Source organism: Flavobacterium sp. LC2016-13, from assembly GCF_009707955.1.
GTDB lineage: Bacteria > Bacteroidota > Bacteroidia > Flavobacteriales > Flavobacteriaceae > Flavobacterium.
Window position 1 is genome coordinate 198673 of record NZ_WMDQ01000007.1, and the last position, 19865, is coordinate 218537.

A 19865-nucleotide genomic window follows, 5' to 3' on the forward strand; every position below is an offset into this window, starting at 1 on the left:
CTTAAATTAAATTTTACGAAACAATGTACATTATTTCATTATTGCAAAAAGTAGATGTTGCAGAGAAAATTAAAACTGCTCCGGATAGCAGTTATCAGATTGGAGTTTTGATAGGATCGTTTGTTCCTTTCGTGATTTTAATCGGAATTGCTTATTGGATGTATAACAGAGCCAAAAAAAGAGATGAAAACGGTTATTAATTTGTAAATTTGCAACCTAAAATTCAAATCGATGAGTAATATCAGAATTACAAAACAATTTAGTTTCGAAACCGGACATGCTTTATACGGTTACGACGGAAAATGCAAGAACGTTCACGGACACAGTTATAAATTGTCGGTAACGGTTATTGGTTCGCCAATAACGGATCGATCGAATGTGAAATTCGGAATGGTAATCGATTTTTCGGACCTAAAGAAAATTGTAAAAGAAGAAATCGTCGATCAGTTTGATCATGCCACTGTTTTTAACGAAACAACACCACATATCGAATTGGCCAATGAATTGAAAAATCGCGGTCATCACGTAATTTTGGTAGATTATCAGCCAACAAGTGAAAACATGGTTGTTGATTTTTCAGAAAGAATCATTGCGCGTTTGCCAAAAGAAATTTCTCTTTTCTCACTTAAACTTCAGGAAACAGAATCGTCATTCGCTGAATGGTATGCATCTGATAATTAGTTAGGCTAAAGTCCAAAGTCGGAAAGTCGAAAGTCGAAAGTCCAAAATCTAATAATCTAAGACGTCTAACATCTAAGAAGTCCAAGAATTCAAGCAGTCTAAAAATCTAATAATCTAAATGAAAAAAGTATATTTTGCTTCTGATCAGCATTTTGGAGCTCCAACTTCTGAGTTGAGTTTGCCTCGCGAACAAAAATTTGTAGCCTGGTTAGATGTGGTAAAACATGATGCCGAAGCTATTTTTTTACTAGGAGATTTGTTTGATTTTTGGTTCGAATATAAAACCGTTGTCCCAAAAGGTTTTGTGCGTGTTTTAGGTAAACTGGCCGAAATTCGTGATAGCGGAATCCCGATTTACTTTTTCGTTGGAAATCATGATTTATGGATGAACGATTATTTTCAAACCGAATTGAATATTCCGGTTTATCATGATAATAAGGAATTTACCTTTAACGGAAAAACCTTTTTAATTGGCCACGGCGACGGAAAAGGGCCTGGTGATAAAGGCTATAAACGAATGAAAAAGGTATTTACTAACCCGTTTTCAAAATGGCTTTTTCGCTGGTTGCATCCAGATGTTGGCGTTAGTTTGGCGCAATATCTATCCGTTAAAAATAAACTGATTTCGGGAGACGAAGACGTGAAATTTTTAGGAGAAGAAAACGAATGGCTGGTTTTATATGCCAAACGTAAACTCGAAACCAAACATTACAATTACTTTATTTTCGGTCATCGTCATTTACCAATGATTATTCCGGTTGGCGAAGATTCAAATTATGTAAATCTTGGCGATTGGATTGGTTATTTTACTTATGGAGTATTTGACGGCGAAACTTTTGAACTTCAAAAATTCGAACAATAATTAATTTTTATTATTCGGATAAATAGCAATTTTATGTGTTCTTAATGAATAACTTGACATTGGAGCCGTATTTGATTTTTGAAAACGAATTGCTTTTGAATCTTGTTTCGGCATATGACATTCGACACAATTATTCGCTAAAATAGCTTTTGAGGTTGTTTTTAAAGTTGTAGCGTTATGCGTTACACCCTGATGACAACTCATGCATATTTTAGAATATGTTTTTAGATTTTGAGATGCATTTTCGTGTGGATTATGGCAAGTCATACAATCCATAGTTTCGCTTTTCTTAAAACATTTGCTTTGAGAAAGTAATCCCAGTTGATTTCCGTGAACATCATAATGAATACTGTCATTAGATCCCGGAACTCCCCTGAAATAATCGGAAAGATTATCTCCCGGTTTAAACTGAAAACGGGATTTTACTTTATATTGATCATTTCCGGAATGACAAAGTGCGCACGCATCTATTTTTTGTTGTCTTTTTAAGTTTTTAAAAGAAACAATATTTTGAGCCATCTTTAAATCAGGAAATTTTAAATGCGTTTGAACATGTTTTTTTGCCGGTCCGTGGCAACGCTCACAGTCAATACCGTAGATTAGTGTTTTTTTGTTCACGAAATCTTCTACTTCCATAGTCAAAAAACTAATACTGTCAGAACTCGTGGTAATATATTTACTCGCAATATTTGAGCTGTGACAGCCGTAGCATTCTTTTTCTACTTTTCTTTCGAAATTAGTAGTAGTTGCAGAATAACCGGGACTTGTAGCCCATGCATTTATCGATTTATAGTAAGAAATTGGAAGTTCGTAAGTATAATGATTTTTCCAGTATGCGCTGGTTTGTGCATGTTTGGTTCCAAATAAAACTTCGAAAGGATACGCTTTAACCTCTTTGTTATTTTTATATAAAACCTGATACATCGTATCGTTGCGTTCTTCCATCACTAATTTAGTGTCTTTATCGTAGACAAAGATATTTCGGCCATCTTTAAAATGTCCCAGAATACTTTCTTTAGTTGCCGGAGAAGTAGCTTTGAAATGAGAAGTATGAAAAGCCGATTCTGATTGTGTTTGATGACATTGAATACAGCTTTCAGAACCGGCATAATCGGTTCCGCGAGGATCAATGTAATTGTCAGATTCATTCTTGCAGCTTGTAAAAAAAGTGGTCAAGACAGCAACGACAAAAAGAATACGTGTTTTTTTCATTGTTGTAAATATACTTTTTTTTGAAGAAAATCAAATATATTTCAATTATGAAAAAAAGCTGTTAAAATATTTAGAATAATTCTGAATTAAGGTTTAATTCATGCCGGCTCCATAAACATACTCATCAAGATCAATTCGGAATAAAGAACCTTCAACCAAATCTTTAATCGATTTTAATTCTGTCATAGAAACTGCCAAATCGATAGCAGCGCAAGGTGTTTTCAATAAAAATTTATGACATGAATATTTTAATTCGCAAGCTTCGCAACATGCATTTTCGATCATGCTGTCTTCTATTAAATCGCAAAAATGATTCAATTCCTGAATGCTAAAATAGAATCCGGTTTCTTTAAAAACCAATTGCACTTTGTCAGTTATGGTTTCGTTTTCCTTTTTCCAGTAAAAGGCAATTCCAAAATTGTTGTGGTATAACTGTTCTATTTCTCTCATTATAAATCCTTTTATTTCAACAAATATAAATATTATTTATATTAATTCTAAATAAAAAACTCATAAATGATTAAAAATTATTCACCATTTAAGTGATATAAGTTCATTTAAAGAGCGTGATCTTAAGTTTGTTTATAGCATCATATTTAATGACTAAATTTTACTTATACCATTTCTTAATTTGAGATAAAAATTGATTTTGTTGATCAACGAATAAATAATGCGAACAATTTTCAAATAAAGCAAAATGATTTTCTCCAGCTATACTTTTAATCGAACTAATTTGTGCGTTAGAAAAAATTCCATCCTCTTTTCCGTAAATAGCATAAATAGGAATTCCTGCTGCTTTTATCTTTTTTAAGAAAGGTCTGCTGTCGATATTGTTTTGCTTTTCGTTTTGATAAAAAAGTAAAGGAGCATTTTTGTTTCTAATGTTGGTTTTAAAAAATTCACCCGCTTCATAATCACTATATAATTTTTTTGAAGCTTCTGTTGGATTAGGCATTTTGAAATAATTATTCTCTCCGGCTAAGTCAAAACATCCTTTTCGATATTCGGCCGAGTTTTTATTTAGGTTTTCAACTGCACTTATTTTATTTAATTGATTTGAATTACTTTTATCAGTTGCTGTTTTTGTAACCGAGTTTAAAATATGATCATACGTTTCCTGTTGCGAAAATAAAGCGCCAGCCAAAATTAGAGAACTAACATTTTGCGGATATTTCTCGGCGTAAAGAGTCGCAACCAAACCGCCAAAACTATGAGCAAGAAGTATTACTTGCTGCAAATGATTTTCTTTTAAAATTGAATTTAAATCCTGAAAAGCTTCTTCATAAGTAAACTTTGCGTTGAGGTCTGTAGATCTTCCTTCGCCTCTTCGATCGTAAACAATTACATAAAAACCTGTATCAGCCAATTTTTGAGCCGTAGTTCCTTCAAATAAAGTCGAATTACCACTTGGGCCTCCGTGAACAAAAACTACGGCTTTATCTTTCGTATTTCCGTATGTTTTGATATAAAGATTTTGTCCGTTTGCAAAAAGGGATATTGTTAAAATGAAAATTAATAGTAAATGTTTCATTACTCCATATTTTGATGATCTTCCATATCTTTATTAAGATCTAAATTTCTAAATGTCGGCGATTTTAATGCCGTTACGATAACAGTCAAAAGTGTGATGCTTCCTCCAAAAACAACAGATGTTACAGTTCCCATTAATTTAGCTGTTGCACCACTTTCAAAAGCACCTAATTCATTAGAAGATCCAACAAAAATTGAATTTACGGCACCAACTCTTCCACGCATATGATCGGGAGTTTTAAGCTGTAAAATCGTTTGACGAATTACTACAGAAATTCCATCAGCAAGTCCACTCAAAAATAGAGCAAAAACAGAAAGCCAGAATGATGTAGAAATACCAAATAAGATGATAGATAATCCGAAAACAAATATGGCAACTAAAAGTTTCTTTCCTGCATTTTTATATAAAGGCACATACGCAGAAACGAGCATCGTGATGAAAGCTCCTACTGCAGGAGCAGCTCTTAATATACCAAAACCTTCAGCACCAACTTTTAAAATATCCTGGGCAAAAATAGGCAATAAGGCTACAGCGCCTCCAAAAAGTACTGCAATCATGTCAAGTGATAAGGCGCCTAAAACAATTTGGTTTTTAAACACGAAAGTTAAACCTTCCGTAAGACTGTCTTTTATTGATTCTCCAATCTTTGGATTTGTGATTGGTTTTTTACTAATTTGTGATAAGGCAATTAAGGAAAGAATTGAGAATCCAAAAACCATGCACATTGACCAGTGAACACCAATCCAGTTAATTGAGAATCCAGCCAGCGCCGGTCCCATAACGGCTCCGATTTGCCAAACTGAACTGCTCCAGGTAGCAGCATTTGGATATGCTTTTTTAGGGATAATTAGCGATAGAAGAGAAAAAATAGTTGGCCCAAGAAAAGCTCTGACTAATCCGCCCAAAAAGACTAAAGTGTAAATTGAATATAAAATAACAGTTGGAGATAAATCACCAACAATTTTGGGCCAGGTCAATAAAAACAATCCAAAACTAATTACAGAAAATCCCAGAATACATTTTACCAATAATCCTTTCTTTTCCTTTTGGTCAACAATATGTCCGGCAAATAAAGCCATACCAACGGCAGGAATAACTTCCATTAGACCAATAATTCCTAACGAAAGTGGATTTTTGGTTAAACTATAAACTTCCCATTCTATAACGATAAACTGCATAGCCCAGGCAAAAACCATAGCAAAACGCAATAATAAAAACACATTAAATTCTCTGTAACGCAATGCCTGATAAGGATCGGCTTTTTTTGTTTTATTCTTCATTTGTTCTAATATCTTTTAGCATAAGTTGAGTAGAAACAGTGCCATTCCACTCGTTTTCAGATAGGGAATAAGCCAACTGAAAAGGATTTTGATTTTTTGTAATGTCTATTTTTTTTCCGAGTCCAAAGCCAATTGCTGCAATTCCATCTGAATTATTTTGCTTAACAAATAATCTCAAATGCTCTTCATCTGCACCTAAAGTTTTGGCGTAACCGGTATCTTTTACATCTTTTGTCATAAAAACCGGCGTCATATTTTGCGGGCCAAAAGGTTCGAATTGTTTCAAAATCCGAACAAGTTTTGGAGTAATGTCAGAGAAATTAATTTCGGCATCAACTTCTATTTCCGGTGTTCGCATTTCGGGTAAAATCGTTTCTTCGACTTGTTTCTCGAAAGCAGCTTTAAAAGTTTTATAATTCTCAGCTTTCAAAGTCATTCCCGCTGCGTACATGTGACCTCCAAATTGTTCCAAATGTTCAGCGCAGGCATCTAATGCATTGTAAACATCAAATCCTTTTACAGATCGCGCAGAAGCAGCATATTTATCACCGCTTTTGGTAAAAACCAAAGTTGGACGATAATAGGTTTCGATTAATCGTGAAGCCACAATCCCGATAACACCTTTATGCCAGTCTTCCTGAAAAACAACTGTCGAAAATTTATTCTCTTCCTGATTTTCTATGATTTGCTGAAAAGCTTCTTTGGTAATTCTTTTGTCTAAATCTTTTCGGTCAGAATTGTATTGTTCTATTTCTGAAGCAAATTGTTGTGCTTGTTCAAAATTAAATTCCGTCAACAATTCAACCGCATGGTTTCCGTGTTTAATTCTTCCGGCAGCATTTATTCTCGGAGAAATTATAAAAACAACATCAGTTATGTCTAAAACTTTCTTTTTTACCTGATGTACCAAAGCTTTAATTCCGGGTCTTGGATCACTATTAATAACTTGTAATCCGAAATAAGCCAAAACTCGATTTTCGCCAGTAATAGGAACAATATCTGCGGCAATTGCCGTAGCAACTAAATCCAGATATTGAACCAAATCTTCAATAGTTTGGTTTCGGTTTTTTCCTAAAGCCTGAATCAATTTAAACCCAACGCCGCAACCGCATAATTCATCATACGGATACGAACAATCTTCTCTTTTCGGATCTAAAATAGCAACTGCATCCGGCAGCATATTTCCGGGTCTGTGGTGATCGCAAATAATAAAATCGATATTTTTTTCTTTTGCGTAGGCGATATGGTCAATAGATTTGATTCCACAATCGAGTGCAATAATTAACGAAAATCCGTTATCGTCTGCAAAGTCAATTCCTTTAAAAGAAATTCCGTAGCCTTCATCATAACGATCCGGAATATAAGTCGCAATATTTGGATAATATGATTTTAAATACGCTGAAACCAAAGAAACTGCAGTTGTTCCGTCGACATCGTAATCACCAAAAACCAAAATATTTTCCTGATTTTCAATCGCCAATTCTATTCGGGAAACCGCTTTATCCATGTCTTTCATCAAATACGGATCGTGAAGATGTTCTAACGAAGGACGAAAGAAGTTTTTGGCATCTTCAAAAGTTTCAATGCCACGCTGAATCAAAAGTGTTGCTACAAAATCTTCTACATTTAAGGCTTGCGCCAAATGTTTGATTTTATCTTCAGAAGGTTTTGGTTTTAATGTCCAACGCATGGTTGATTTTAGATTTTAGAGTGTAGATTTTAGATTGTAGATTTCTAAAATCGTTTAATCAGTAACGTAATTATTTTTTAATCGGTGATCGAAATATTCGATTTTAACTTTGACAAAGTTTTAAGAATTTATATTTCAGAGCTTAGTAGCTTTCAGAAATCTAAAATCTACACTCTAAAATCTAAAATTATTTTGCTTCCAATGCATTTCCTTCAAACTTAATTCCGTCCCAGCCCAAGTTGATGAAGTTTCTAATGTTTTGGTGATTTGTTCCGTTTGGATCTCCCAAAACTTCTTCAAAATAAAAAGCACCGAAACAGGCTAAAGTTTCTTCTTTGCTTAAGTTTTGCAATTTTGCGAAAGAAAACAATTTGCAAGAACCTGAGTTTTGTCCGGCAGCATTATGCTGTGTTCCGTTTTGAAAAGCAGTTGGTGTAAAAGTGTAATTTTCTTCGATTACCGCAATAGTTTCTGGAAATGTTATTTGAGTTGGTGTTTGTTTTACTTTTTGTAAAAAGGTTTGGATGCTCATATTGTTGGGTATTAGTTTTTTTGCCACGAATTACACTAATTTTTCACGAATTGAATTAGTGGAAATTAGTGTAATTCGTGGCAAATTTATTTTATTAATCTGTGTTAATCCTTTTAATCTGTGGCATAAATAATTTAATCTTCTTGTTCATCATCCTTAGAAAACTTACTTTTCTTAGGTTCTTTTATGATTGTTTTCCCTGCAACGACAACAACAATTTCGCCGCGTGGTGCTGTTTTTTCAAAATGAGTTAGAACTTCTCTTGCGGTTCCGCGAACATTTTCTTCGTGTAATTTTGATAATTCCCTTGAAACACAAACTTGCCTGTCTTCTCCAAAATACTGAATAAATTCAGCTAAAGTTTTTACTAATTTATGTGGAGAAACATACAGAATCATTGTTCGGGTTTCTTCGGCTAAAGCCAAAAATCGAGTCTGACGCCCTTTTTTATCAGGCAGAAAACCTTCAAAAATAAACTTGTCGTTTGGCAGTCCGCTGTTTACAAGTGCAGGAACAAAAGCTGTTGCTCCGGGTAAACATTCTACTTCAATTTTATTTTCGACACAAGCGCGTGTCAATAAAAAACCCGGATCTGAAATCGCCGGAGTTCCTGCATCTGAAATTAAGGCGATAGTTTCGCCGGCTTTCAAACGTGCAATCAGGTTTTCGGTTGTTTTATGTTCGTTGTGCATATGATGGCTGTGCATGTGCGTGCCAATTTCAAAATGCTTCAACAATTTTCCACTCGTTCTGGTGTCTTCAGCCAAGATCAAATCGACCTCTTTCAGAATCCGAATGGCACGAAAAGTCATGTCTTCTAGATTGCCAATTGGCGTTGGAACGATATATAATTTAGACATATATTTTTATATTATAACACGAATTGACACTGATTACAAGTGTTTTAAAAAATTTCAGAAAGAAAAAATTCGTGTTAATTCGTGAAATCTGTGTTTTATTTTTTTATGAGAATTTTTTCTCTACAATTCCAAGAAAACGCTCTGCGTAATCGTCTTTTCCTTCCCAATTATTATAATCCGGTTTTACCATGTTTTCGATAAATTCCTGAGCTTCACCATACGTATCAAATGTCAATAATTGATTTAAAACGCGGCTGTAATCTTCAGTACTGTTTCCGAAAAGGTTTTTAGTAAATGCAATTCGGTCATTCAAATCAATGTGAAAACCTTTTGCCAGTTTTTCATTTAACGGAACTGTTTTTGGTTTTGCAGATTCCAAAGTAGTTGTCTCAACTATTTTTTTCTCGTTGAATTCATTTATTGTTGGAGTCGGAGAAGAGGTATTTTCAATACTGTCTACTTTTACAAATTGTGTATCGGCATAATTAACGCCCAAAATATCTTCAAATGAAATATGATGAATTGGAGTTGATTTTGTATCTGTTTCAACTTTTGGTTCTTCAGTTTTTGCTTCAGTTTTTTGCTCTTCTACTTTTTCTTCTATATCTAATTCAAAAGCAGGTTTAAAATCAGGAATTGGTTTCGATTCGCTTATAGTTCTAAAATAGTGCTCTGTAGCGGTTTCTTTTTTGGTTTCTGCAACCGGTTCTTCTGTTTTTTCAATAATAGGTTCTTCAATTACTGCAACAGGTTCTGGAATTGTTTCTACAACAGCTTCCGGAATTACTTCTTCCGGAATTTCAGCAACAACTTCTTCCTTAGTTTCTTCTTTTGTTTCTTCAATAACTTCAGGTTCAGGAGTTGCTTCAACTGCAATTTCTGCAGCTGGAGCCGGAACTTCAGCTTTAACTTCTGATGGAATTATTTCTTCTTTTTCGAAAATAGTTTCAATTTGAGAAGTAATTTCACTGTGACTGATTGTTGGTTTTGCAGTGTCAAAATTTTCATCTACAAATTTTAAAATCGCTAATTTCTCGTATAATTTCTGCGTTTCAAGATATAATTGATTGATATCGGATTTATTTTTAAGCTTTAAAATTCGATGTGCAATGCTGATTAAATCGGCTTCCAATTTTTTTTTCATAACTGTTGAAATTATAGTGAATAGGGTATTTTAGTGTATTTTGTATTGAATGTCTTTATTCCTGGAGAAAATTGACGAGATGTGTTTTTATTTCTGTTAATAAGCGTTTGCGAATCTTCGATTTGATAAAAATTTTCTACTTTTGAAAAAACGTTAAAACAGTAAAATTTAGCGTCAATTTATTACCATTACAAAGTAATAAAAACTATTCATCATTAAAGGTAGAAAAATACAAAATGTTTCTCGAAAATACAGTAAATCACAAAGAACAATTTGGTTGGATTGAAGTTATTTGTGGATCAATGTTTTCGGGTAAAACCGAGGAGTTAATTCGCAGATTAAAACGCGCCCAATTTGCCAAACAAAAAATCGAAATTTTTAAACCTGCTATTGATACCCGCTATCATGACGAATTGGTGGTATCGCACGATGCCAACGAAATTCGCTCAACGCCGGTTCCGGCCGCTGCCAATATTGCTATTTTAGCACAAGGCTGCGACGTTATTGGTATTGATGAAGCACAGTTTTTTGATGATGAAATTGTTACAGTTTGTAATGATCTTGCCAATCAGGGAATTCGCGTGATAGTCGCAGGACTTGATATGGATTTTAAAGGAAATCCTTTCGGGCCAATGCCGGCACTTATGGCAACGGCAGAATATGTGACTAAAGTTCATGCTGTTTGTACCAGAACAGGAAATCTTGCGAATTATAGTTTCCGTAAAACAGATAACGATAAATTGGTAATGCTTGGCGAAACCGAAGAATATGAGCCTTTAAGCCGTGCCGCTTATTATAATGCAATGAGAAAAAACCAGGAGAAATAAGCTCTTTTTTCGAAACAAACAAATTTTAAAATGCAGCAACCATCAAAGAAAAAAAGATTAATTGTTTTAGTAATAAGTGGAATTATAGCATTATCAGCAAGTTTAATTCTTTATTATTCTCCTAAAGATCCTAATTTAAATATCGAAATAACAGAATTGGTAGCAAAGTATAATGAAAATTGTCCTTTATTAATTCAACCAGGAATTCGTTTGGATAGCGTTAGTTTGCCTAAAAAACAAGTTGTTCAGTATAATTTGACTTTAGTAAATGTTGAAAAAGAAACTGCAGAAATTGGAACGATTAAAGAAAATATTGAACAAAGTTTAATTAGTACAGCTAAAGCGAATCCCGGTATTAAAACATTTCGCGACAATAATTTTACTTTGATTTATCATTACAGTGATGTAAAAAAAGTTTATTTATTTGAAGTTACTATAGTTCCTGATCAATATAAATAATTCGAAAAAAACAAACCCCGACAGATTTCAAAATCTATCGGGGTTTGTTTTTTTAAATGAACTTCTATTTCTTATATGGTTAAAGAAAATAACCTAAATTTTCTTTCTCATTCTCGCAACGGGAATATCAAGTTGTTCGCGATATTTTGCGATAGTTCTACGAGCAATTGGATATCCTTTTTCTTTTAAGATTTCGGCCAATTGATCGTCTGGTAAAGGTTTCTTTTTATCTTCTTCTTCAATCGTATTTTTAAGAATCTTTTTGATTTCTAAAGTCGAAACATCTTCTCCCTGATCATTTTTCATGGCTTCAGAGAAAAATTCCTTAATCAGTTTTGTTCCGTATGGCGTTTCAACATATTTGCTGTTGGCAACACGCGAAATCGTCGAAATATCCAAACCAACCATGTCGGCAATGTCTTTTAAGATCATTGGTTTTAGTTTGGTTTCATCACCGTCTAAGAAAAATTCTTCCTGATAATGCATAATTGCATTCATCGTTACAAAAAGGGTTTCCTGACGTTGTCTGATTGCATCGATAAACCATTTAGCCGAGTCCAGTTTTTGTTTAATAAACTGAACCGCATCTTTTTGTGCAGTCGATTTATCACGAGAATCTTTGTATGTCTGCATCATTTCCTGATAATCTTTAGAAACGTGCAGGGAAGGAGCATTTCGTCCGTTTAAAGTCAATTCTAATTCGCCATCAACAATTCTGATCGCAAAATCTGGAACCACATTTTCAGTTACTTTATTATTTCCGGTAAAAGAACCGCCCGGTTTCGGGTTTAGTCTCTCAATTTCGTGAATCGCTTTTTTAAGCTGTTCATTCGAAACACCGTATTTCTGTAATAATTTATCGTAATGTTTTTTGGTAAAAGCATCAAACTGATTTTCGATAATATCAATCGCTAAATCAACATATTCGGTTGGCGTTTTATGTTTTAACTGAAGTAATAAACATTCCTGCAAATCACGCGCACCAACTCCCGAAGGTTCAAGTTCGTGAATAACATGCAGCATTTTTTCAACCATTACTTCATCGGTATAAATACCTTGTGTAAAAGCCATATCGTCGACCATATCAGCAACGCTTCTGCGGATATAACCCATATCATCAATACTTCCAACAAGGAATTCAGCGATTTCGCGTTCTTCATCATTCAGAATAAAAGTATTCAACTGATTGATTAAATCCTGATGGAAACTTATCGGAGAAGCAAAAGGTGTTTCGCGTTCCTCATCTTCACCATAATTATTTACCTGAGTTTTATAATCCGGAGTATCGTCGTCGCTTAAGTATTCGTCTATGTTAATGTCGTCTGCTTCGATTCTGTCAGATTCTGCATCATCATAATCGTCGTACTCTTCATTGGCGAATTCATCAGCTTCGTATTCGTCTTCTTTTCCAGCTTCAAGAGCCGGATTTTCGTTCATTTCTTCTAATAAACGTTGCTCAAAAGCTTGCGTAGGCAATTGAATTAACTTCATCAGCTGAATTTGCTGTGGAGATAATTTTTGGGATAATTTTAAATTTAAAAATTGCTTTAGCATAAAAAAAGTTGCTAAGATACTGAGGTACTAAGGTACTGAGTATCTTATGTTGACGAATTAAATTCGCGTTTTAATTATTTTTATTTCTATTTAAAAAACTTAGAACCTTAGAGTCTTAGTATCTCAGTACCTTAGAACCTCAGATTAAAATTCTGCACTTCCAGGAGTTCTTGGGAAAGGAATTACGTCTCTAATGTTTGTCATTCCGGTTACAAACAATACCAAACGCTCAAATCCTAAACCGAAACCTGCGTGAGTTGCAGAACCAAATCTTCTGGTGTCTAAATACCAGTATAATTCTTCTTCGTCGATTTCTAAAGCTTTCATTTTTTCCACTAACACGTCATAACGCTCTTCTCTTTCAGAACCTCCAACAATTTCTCCAATTCCAGGGAAAAGGATGTCCATTGCGCGAACTGTTTCTCTTCCTGGTTCTGTGTTGTCGTTTAGACGCATGTAAAACGCTTTAATATTTGCTGGGTAATCAAATAAAATTACCGGACATTTAAAGTGTTTTTCAACTAAGTAACGCTCGTGTTCTGATTGTAAATCAGCTCCCCATTCGTTAATGATATATTGAAATTTTTTCTTTTTATTTGGAGTAGATTCTCTTAAAATATCAATTGCTTCGGTATAAGAAACACGTTTGAAGTTATTCTCCAAAACGAAATTCAATTTCTCTAACAAAGGCATTTCGCTTCTTTCTGCTTGTGGTTTTGATTTTTCTTCTTCGATAAGTCTTCCTTCCAAAAAGTTCAAATCATCTTTACAATTGTCTAAAGCATATTTTATAACGTACTGAATAAAATCTTCAGCTAAATCCATGTTGTCATCAAGATCATTGAAAGCAACTTCTGGCTCGATCATCCAGAATTCTGCAAGGTGACGAGAAGTATTTGAATTCTCAGCTCTAAAAGTTGGTCCAAAAGTATAAATCTGGCCCAAAGCCATTGCAAAAGTTTCACCTTCTAATTGACCAGAAACGGTTAAGTTTGTATGTTTTCCGAAGAAATCTTTTTTGAAATCGATGTTTCCTTCTTCATTTTTCGGCAAATTATCCAAAGGCAATGAAGTTACCTGAAACATTTCTCCTGCACCTTCAGCATCAGCTCCCGTAATAATTGGCGTGTTTACATAAACAAAACCTTTTTGCTGGAAATAACTGTGAACCGCATAAGATAAAACCGAACGCACACGCATAATCGCTCCAAAAGCATTTGTACGTACACGTAAATGTGCATTTTCACGTAAAAACTCTAAAGAGTGTTTTTTAGGTTGCATTGGGAATTTCTCTGCATCAGAATCTCCAAGAATTTCAAGTTTAGAAACCTGAATTTCATATTTCTGACCGGCACCTTTACTTTCTACCAAAGTTCCAATTACAGAAACTGCAGCTCCGGTAGTAACTCTTTTTAAAGTCTCTTCCGGTGTATTTTCAAAATCAACAACACATTGTATATTATTAATGGTAGAACCGTCATTAAGCGCGATGAACTGATTATTTCTAAAAGTTCTCACCCATCCTTTTGCATTCACTTCCTGTAGCGTCGTCGTACTGTTTAATAAGTCTTTAACCTTTGTGTGTTTCATTTTTATTTTAGATTTTAGTCCCGAAGCTTCGGGACTGATTTTGGTTTAAATAAAATCAGTGTTTTTTATATCGAATTGCAAATATAAACGATAATAATTAATTTTTGAAGCTATTTCCCGCTCTCCGCTGTATCTTTTTCTTGCTAAAGAAGCAAGAAAAAGGATGCCGCTTCGATCGGGGCTAGGGCATTTGTTTATATAAGAAAGTTTTTGCTTCCCACTTTGTCATTTTTCTGCATTAAGTGTTAGAATTAAGTATTTTGTTCTTCTAGTTTTAAAATACTAATAACTCTTTTTGTTCATTCGGAATTTGATCCTTTTCCTCTATTTTTTCATAAATTTTTTGAGCCTTCTTTTTCATTTCTTCATCTTTTTTTATCTCCGAAACTTTCAGTAAGCAAAGTGAATAATGAACTCTAAAATTGAAATCTTTTTTATATGTTGATGAAACATTTTCTAGAAAAGGGAGGGCTTGTTCGTACCTTTTATTTAATGATAATAAAATTCCTTTTAAGAATAATACATCATTTTTCAATTTTGGTTTTGTAACTATATATTTCTGTATGGCAATATTTATATTTTCTAATCCTTTTTCATAATCTCCTAAAAATGGAGAGGTAACTGCAAAACCATAATATCCTTCAGGATTTTCAGGGAATAGTTCAATTATTTCAGTATATTTTTTTCGTGCAAGTTTTACGGCATCTTCATTTCCGTATCGTAAACATTCTGCAGCTAAATTAGTTTTGAATTCAATAGACTTGTTATATGAACTGTCCGCTAACATATAATAAGCCAAAGCATTTTCGTCGTCTAACAATCTTAAAGTGTAACCTGTAAAGAATAGTGCATCGCAAAATATGGTGTCTTGTTTATATGCTTTAAAAAAAATTTTAGATGTCTTTTCTAGATATTTCTTATCTAATGACCTATTTAAATAAAGCGTTTCTATACCAATATTAAATAACCTAATTGCTTCTGGATTCTCAGATTTACAATATAAATTTTTACCTTCAAAATAGTTTTGAGAAAAAATGAAACTTGTGTTTAGAATAAAAAGAATCAATGCTATTTTTCTCATATGAGATTTTCTTTTAAATTATTTGTGTATAACAGCTATCAAAATTTTTACCCTTCCAAATTCTCCAAATCCTCTCTTTTAGCCTTCTTCTTCTCAAAAGTCAAAACCAAAGCAGGTAAAACCAATAAATTCGCAAACATTGCAAATGCCAATGTACATGAAATTAATCCACCAAGCGCGATAGTTCCGCTAAAGCTTGAAAGTGTAAAAGTTGCAAATCCTAAAATTAAAACTACCGAAGTATAAAAAGTACTGATTCCGGTTTCTCTTAAAGCACTGAAAACAGATTTTTTGACTTTTCCGTTGTTTTGCATTAAATCGTGTTTGTACTTCGCCATGAACTGAATTGCGTTATCTACCGAAATTCCAAAAGCAATACTAAATACTAAAATCGTTGAAGGTTTTAGAGGAATTCCGAAATAACCCATTAATCCTGATGTAATACAAAGCGGTAAGATATTCGTAATTAACGATGCAAAAACCATTTTGAATGATCTGAATAAATACAACATCAATGCAGCAATCACTAAAATTGCAAAAATCAATGATTCAATCAAATTATCAACCAAATACGATGTTCCTTTCTGGAAAACCAATGCTTTTCCGGTAACGGTAACTTCAAAACGGTCTTTCGGGAAAATTTCATCTATTTTAGAATGTAATTTTTTCTCCACTTTTGCCATTTCATCCGTACCAATATCTTTCATGAAAGTCGTGATTCGGGCGTATTGTCCAGTCGAATCAACATAACTTTTCATTAAATTTTCTTTGCTGTTTTTGGTTGCATTTTTCGCATAACTCAATATAAAAGTTTGCTCTTGCGAAGTAGGCAATTGATAATATTCTGGATTTCCGTTATAAAAAGCCTGTTTCGAATATTTAACCAAATTTACAATCGAAACCGGTTTTGCCAATTCTGGCATTTCTTCGATTGTATTTTGCAATTCGTCCATTTTGCGAATCGTCGACGCTTTCATAACACCTTTTTTATGTTTGGTGTTAATCATGATTTCAAGCGGCATTACACCGTTAAATTCTTTTTCGTAGAAAATAATATCTTTAAAGAAGGAAGCACTTTTTGGCATTTCTCCAATCAAACTTCCTGAAACTTTCATTTGCGAAATACCAATAACACTTAGTAATAAAAGTAAGCCGTAAATCGTATAAATTACTTTACGTTTATTTTTCACCACATTTTCAACAAAATCCAATAAAGTCGAAATGTAAGTTTTAGTCAAGTGATATAAATGTTTTTCACCTGGAACAGACATAAAACTGTACACAATTGGTACAATTAAAAGCGTTAGTAAATAAACCGATATTACATTTATAGAAGTTACCAAACCAAATTCAAAAAGCAAATCGTTTCCTGTAATCATAAAGGTTGCAAAACCCATTGCAGTTGTTAGATTCGTCATTAAAGTAGCAACTCCAATTTTCGAAATAATACGTTGCAAAGCTTTTGCCTGATTGTTGTGCAGTTTAATTTCCTGTTGGTATTTATTGATCAGGAAAATACAATTTGTAATTCCAATTACAATAATTAATGGTGGAACAATAGCCGTTAGAATTGTAATTTTATAATGAAATAATCCCAATGTCCCGAACGACCAGATTACTCCAACAATCAAAATACAAATGGAAATAAACGTCGCTCTAAACGAACGGAAAAAGAAAAAGAATATCAATGAAACAATCAATAAAGCAGCACCAATAAAAAGGGCAATTTCACCTTTCATATTATCTGCATTGATTGTTCTGATGTATGGCATTCCCGAAACACGCAAATCGATTCCGGTTGTTTTTTCGAATTTAGCTATTTTCGGAACTAATTTTTCAAGTATAAAAGTCTTTCTTTCAGCCGTATTTACAATTGCTTTGTTAATGTAAATGGCAGAACGCACACTTCCACTTTTTTTATTAAACAACAATCCTTCGTAAAAAGGTAAGTTGTTGAACAAATCATGTTGTATGGTTTTTAAATAAGCCGGATCAATAGTTTTGCTTTGGTCGATAAACGGTTTCAGTACAAATTTTTCGTTAACCGTATCTTTTTCAAGTTTTTTTAAATCATTTAAAGAAACAACTAAATCAATTTCCTTAGATTTTTTCAAATCCGTCATCAATTCATTCCAGGCCGCATAGTTTTTAGGTGTAAAAAAGTTCGGATCTTTAAATCCGATAACTACAAGATTTCCTTCTTCTCCAAATTTGGACAGAAATTTTTGGTATTCTTTATTTGCAATATGATCTTTAGGAAGTAAGTTGGCTTCGGTATAAGACATGGAAAGATTTTTCCATTGATAACCAAGGAAAATCGTCAGGGCCGCGACCATTACCAATATTGTAATTCTGTTTTTAAGAATGATTCGGGCCGTTTTCTCCCAAAACCCAACTTGAATAGCGTTTTTCATAAAAATCTTTAAAATGGTTGCAAATGTAGTGAAAAGCGCTATAAATCATAAACAATCACTTGGGTTTTTACTTTATGTTAACATTAATTAACGAAGTATTTTTTAGGAAAAATCGTATATTTTATATTAGTTCTGCGATATTTTCTGATATTTGCATTTAATTTAAAAAAGGAAAAGAAAATGAATTGGATTTTACTAATTATTGCCGGGTTGTTTGAAGTTGGATTTGCATCGTGTTTGGGAAAAGCCAAAGAATCATCCGGAATTATTTCTACATATTGGATGATTGGCTTTTTTGTATGCCTTTCGATCAGTATGCTTTTGTTGTATAAAGCCACACAAATATTACCAATAGGAACTGCTTATGCCGTTTGGACAGGAATTGGAGCTGTTGGAACTGTATTAGTTGGAATATTTATTTTTAAAGAACCGGCTACTTTTTGGAGAATATTTTTTCTTTCGACTTTAATTGCTTCAATTATTGGATTGAAGTTTGTTTCTAGTCACTAAAAAATGCCACAGATTTCACAGATTTCACAGATTTTCTGATAATTTGAGAAATCAGGAAATCTTTAAAATCTGTGGTAAAAAAAATAGCTACTTTTACAGATAAATTTTCAATGATAATTTATTAAAGTATGCAAGAAAACAATACCATTACTTTTATATTCCTAGCGATTATTTTTCTGCTTATTGTCATCATTTGTTATGTGGTGTACCAGTTAATGCAATCTAAAAAATCACAAGACGATGCCGAAAAGAGCTTTTATGCGCTCGAAGCAAAGGTGAATGATTTGCAGTTAGAGAATTTAGAATCAAAACTGAATCCACATCTTTTTAAGAATATTTTAAATTCGATTCAGTCGCACGCTTATCAGACTTATTTTGCTTTGGATAAACTGGCGAACGTTTTAGATTATATTTTATACGAAAGCAAAAAGAAATTTGTCACAGCTAAAGAAGAAATTGATTTTGCACTGAATTTAATCGAAATCAATAAAATCAAAATTAGCCCGCTTTTCGAATTAAAGATCAAAACCAACATCAATAAAGACGATAAACTATACGAACAGCCATTGCTTGCGCCTTTAATTTCGATAGATTTAATTGAAAATGCTTTTAAACATGCTGATTTACAAAGTGCCGATGCTTTTATTTCGGTTGTTTTTGAGTTTAAGGACAACGCTTTTTTTATGACGGTTTCGAATAAAATATCAGATAAAAAAGTATTAAAAAAAGAACGAAGCGGTTTTGGCCACGCCACATTAGAACACCGTTTGAGAATCATTTATAAAAATAACTTCAAGCTTGATAAGTTTGTAGAAAATGATATTTATATAGCTCATCTAAAAATAGATTTACTTGAATACAAAACTGAAATGCTTGCTACTGGACGATGAGTTGCCGGGATTAACGTACCTTAAAATGCTTTGCGAACAAATTCCTGAAGTAGAAATCGTAAAAACGTTTAATAATCCTGAAAAACTATTGGCCGAAATTCCCAATCTCGATTTTGATTTATTAATTTCTGATATTGAAATGCCGGGAATGGATGGCTTGCATCTGGCCGGAATGCTGCAAGACAAATTGGTTATTTTTTGTACGGCTTATAAAGAATATGCGGCTGATGCTTTTAATATTGATGCCGTAGATTATATTACAAAACCTGTAAAACTGGATCGTTTACAAAAAGCGATCTCAAAGGCTTTTGAACGATTTCATAAACCAACTTCGGCTAAAAAATTTATGCAGTTAAATACAGATAAGGGAAAAACCTTATTGTATTTTAATCAAATTCAGTATATCAAAACCGCTGTTAGCGATAGCCGCGATAAAACAGTTCTTCTGGCTGACGGTACTTTCCTGAATTTGAAAAATATTAAATTTGATACACTTCTGAAAGAATTACCGGAAGCAGATTTTTGCCGTATAAACAAAAAAGAAATCGTAGCGGTAAAGGCAATTAAATTCTTCAATCATAACGAAATTGTTTTAAATCATTTAGAAAAAAATGACAAAAACAGCGCTTTAATTTTGAGTGAAACCTATCGTTCTGACTTTTTAGCAAAGGTCAAATTATAACTTATTACAAAATTTTTCCGACTTATTACATAGATTGAAAATTAGGTGTAAATTTACTTTTTCACC

General features: G+C 33.3%; 20 protein-coding genes. 8 read left to right on the top strand and 12 right to left on the bottom strand.

The window, feature by feature from the left end; genetic code table 11:
* Window positions 1-23: 23 nt before the first annotated feature.
* The 3 genes from GKZ86_RS25250 (at window position 24) to GKZ86_RS15615 (ending at window position 1543) form a co-directional block, all read left to right on the top strand.
* The gene (locus GKZ86_RS25250) at window positions 24-200 is read left to right on the top strand and encodes a hypothetical protein (protein ID WP_194632520.1); all 177 of its coding nucleotides are present in this window, start codon (window positions 24-26) and stop codon (window positions 198-200) included.
* Between the two features lie 31 nt (window positions 201-231).
* Window positions 232-681: a 6-carboxytetrahydropterin synthase gene (locus GKZ86_RS15610; protein ID WP_154784008.1), complete on the top strand. Its 450-nt coding sequence runs from the start codon at window positions 232-234 to the stop codon at window positions 679-681.
* A 118-nt stretch (window positions 682-799) separates the two neighbouring features.
* Window positions 800-1543, top strand: coding sequence for a UDP-2,3-diacylglucosamine diphosphatase (locus GKZ86_RS15615; RefSeq protein WP_154784009.1), 744 nt, complete (start codon window positions 800-802; stop codon window positions 1541-1543).
* On the opposite strand, the gene GKZ86_RS15620 is transcribed toward GKZ86_RS15615, so the two are convergent.
* The 8 genes from GKZ86_RS15620 to GKZ86_RS15655 form a co-directional block, all read right to left on the bottom strand.
* Window positions 1544-2755: a cytochrome c3 family protein gene (locus tag GKZ86_RS15620; protein WP_154784010.1), complete on the bottom strand. Its 1212-nt coding sequence runs from the start codon at window positions 2753-2755 to the stop codon at window positions 1544-1546.
* Between the two features lie 93 nt (window positions 2756-2848).
* Window positions 2849-3205, bottom strand: coding sequence for a hypothetical protein (locus GKZ86_RS15625; RefSeq protein ID WP_154784011.1), 357 nt, complete (start codon window positions 3203-3205; stop codon window positions 2849-2851).
* A 160-nt stretch (window positions 3206-3365) separates the two neighbouring features.
* On the bottom strand, window positions 3366-4286 hold the full coding sequence (locus GKZ86_RS15630; RefSeq protein ID WP_154784012.1) for an alpha/beta fold hydrolase: 921 nt from the start codon (window positions 4284-4286) through the stop codon (window positions 3366-3368).
* Window positions 4286-5566 carry an MFS transporter gene (locus GKZ86_RS15635; RefSeq protein WP_154784013.1) on the bottom strand — a complete coding sequence of 427 codons (1281 nt, stop codon included), beginning with the start codon at window positions 5564-5566 and terminating at the stop codon, window positions 4286-4288. Before GKZ86_RS15635 ends, GKZ86_RS15630 begins: the two co-directional genes overlap by 1 nt.
* A complete protein-coding gene (recJ, locus tag GKZ86_RS15640; RefSeq protein ID WP_154784014.1) occupies window positions 5556-7256 on the bottom strand; it encodes a single-stranded-DNA-specific exonuclease RecJ in 1701 nt (566 codons plus the stop codon). The genes GKZ86_RS15635 and recJ overlap by 11 nt, the downstream gene beginning before the upstream one ends.
* Before the next feature lie 187 nt (window positions 7257-7443).
* The gene (locus tag GKZ86_RS15645; protein ID WP_154784015.1) at window positions 7444-7788 is read right to left on the bottom strand and encodes a HopJ type III effector protein; all 345 of its coding nucleotides are present in this window, start codon (window positions 7786-7788) and stop codon (window positions 7444-7446) included.
* Between the two features lie 134 nt (window positions 7789-7922).
* Complete coding sequence (gene rsmI / locus GKZ86_RS15650) at window positions 7923-8648, bottom strand: 16S rRNA (cytidine(1402)-2'-O)-methyltransferase (RefSeq protein ID WP_154784016.1); 726 nt, start codon at window positions 8646-8648, stop codon at window positions 7923-7925.
* 103 nt (window positions 8649-8751) lie between these two features.
* The gene (locus GKZ86_RS15655; protein WP_154784017.1) at window positions 8752-9792 is read right to left on the bottom strand and encodes a hypothetical protein; all 1041 of its coding nucleotides are present in this window, start codon (window positions 9790-9792) and stop codon (window positions 8752-8754) included.
* Window positions 9793-10028: 236 nt separating this feature from the next.
* On the opposite strand from GKZ86_RS15655, the gene GKZ86_RS15660 reads away from it, so the two are divergent.
* Both GKZ86_RS15660 and GKZ86_RS15665 read left to right on the top strand, forming a co-directional pair.
* Complete coding sequence (locus tag GKZ86_RS15660) at window positions 10029-10619, top strand: thymidine kinase (protein ID WP_154784018.1); 591 nt, start codon at window positions 10029-10031, stop codon at window positions 10617-10619.
* Between the two features lie 30 nt (window positions 10620-10649).
* Window positions 10650-11078, top strand: a complete 429-nt coding sequence (locus tag GKZ86_RS15665) for a hypothetical protein (protein ID WP_154784019.1) — start codon at window positions 10650-10652, stop codon at window positions 11076-11078.
* Between the two features lie 93 nt (window positions 11079-11171).
* Here the strand turns inward: GKZ86_RS15665 and rpoN are convergent, their stop codons facing one another.
* The 4 genes from rpoN to GKZ86_RS15685 form a co-directional block, all read right to left on the bottom strand.
* On the bottom strand, window positions 11172-12632 hold the full coding sequence (rpoN, locus tag GKZ86_RS15670; protein WP_133506548.1) for an RNA polymerase factor sigma-54: 1461 nt from the start codon (window positions 12630-12632) through the stop codon (window positions 11172-11174).
* Between the two features lie 144 nt (window positions 12633-12776).
* Window positions 12777-14222 (bottom strand): asparagine--tRNA ligase, encoded by a 1446-nt coding sequence (gene asnS, locus GKZ86_RS15675; protein WP_154784020.1) that lies wholly within the window; start codon window positions 14220-14222, stop codon window positions 12777-12779.
* 274 nt (window positions 14223-14496) lie between these two features.
* A complete protein-coding gene (locus GKZ86_RS15680; protein WP_154784021.1) occupies window positions 14497-15303 on the bottom strand; it encodes a M48 family metallopeptidase in 807 nt (268 codons plus the stop codon).
* Between the two features lie 47 nt (window positions 15304-15350).
* Window positions 15351-17717, bottom strand: coding sequence for an RND family transporter (locus tag GKZ86_RS15685; RefSeq protein ID WP_154784022.1), 2367 nt, complete (start codon window positions 17715-17717; stop codon window positions 15351-15353).
* Window positions 17718-17897: 180 nt separating this feature from the next.
* On the opposite strand from GKZ86_RS15685, the gene GKZ86_RS15690 reads away from it, so the two are divergent.
* The 3 genes from GKZ86_RS15690 to GKZ86_RS15700 all read left to right on the top strand — a co-directional run bounded on the left by GKZ86_RS15690 (window position 17898) and on the right by GKZ86_RS15700 (window position 19799).
* Entirely contained in the window at window positions 17898-18227 is a 330-nt protein-coding gene (locus GKZ86_RS15690) for a multidrug efflux SMR transporter (protein WP_154784023.1), read from the top strand.
* A gap of 128 nt (window positions 18228-18355) precedes the next feature.
* A complete protein-coding gene (locus GKZ86_RS15695; protein WP_154784024.1) occupies window positions 18356-19117 on the top strand; it encodes a sensor histidine kinase in 762 nt (253 codons plus the stop codon).
* Window positions 19080-19799 carry a LytTR family DNA-binding domain-containing protein gene (locus GKZ86_RS15700; protein WP_154784025.1) on the top strand — a complete coding sequence of 240 codons (720 nt, stop codon included), beginning with the start codon at window positions 19080-19082 and terminating at the stop codon, window positions 19797-19799. Before GKZ86_RS15695 ends, GKZ86_RS15700 begins: the two co-directional genes overlap by 38 nt.
* Window positions 19800-19865: the final 66 nt, after the last annotated feature.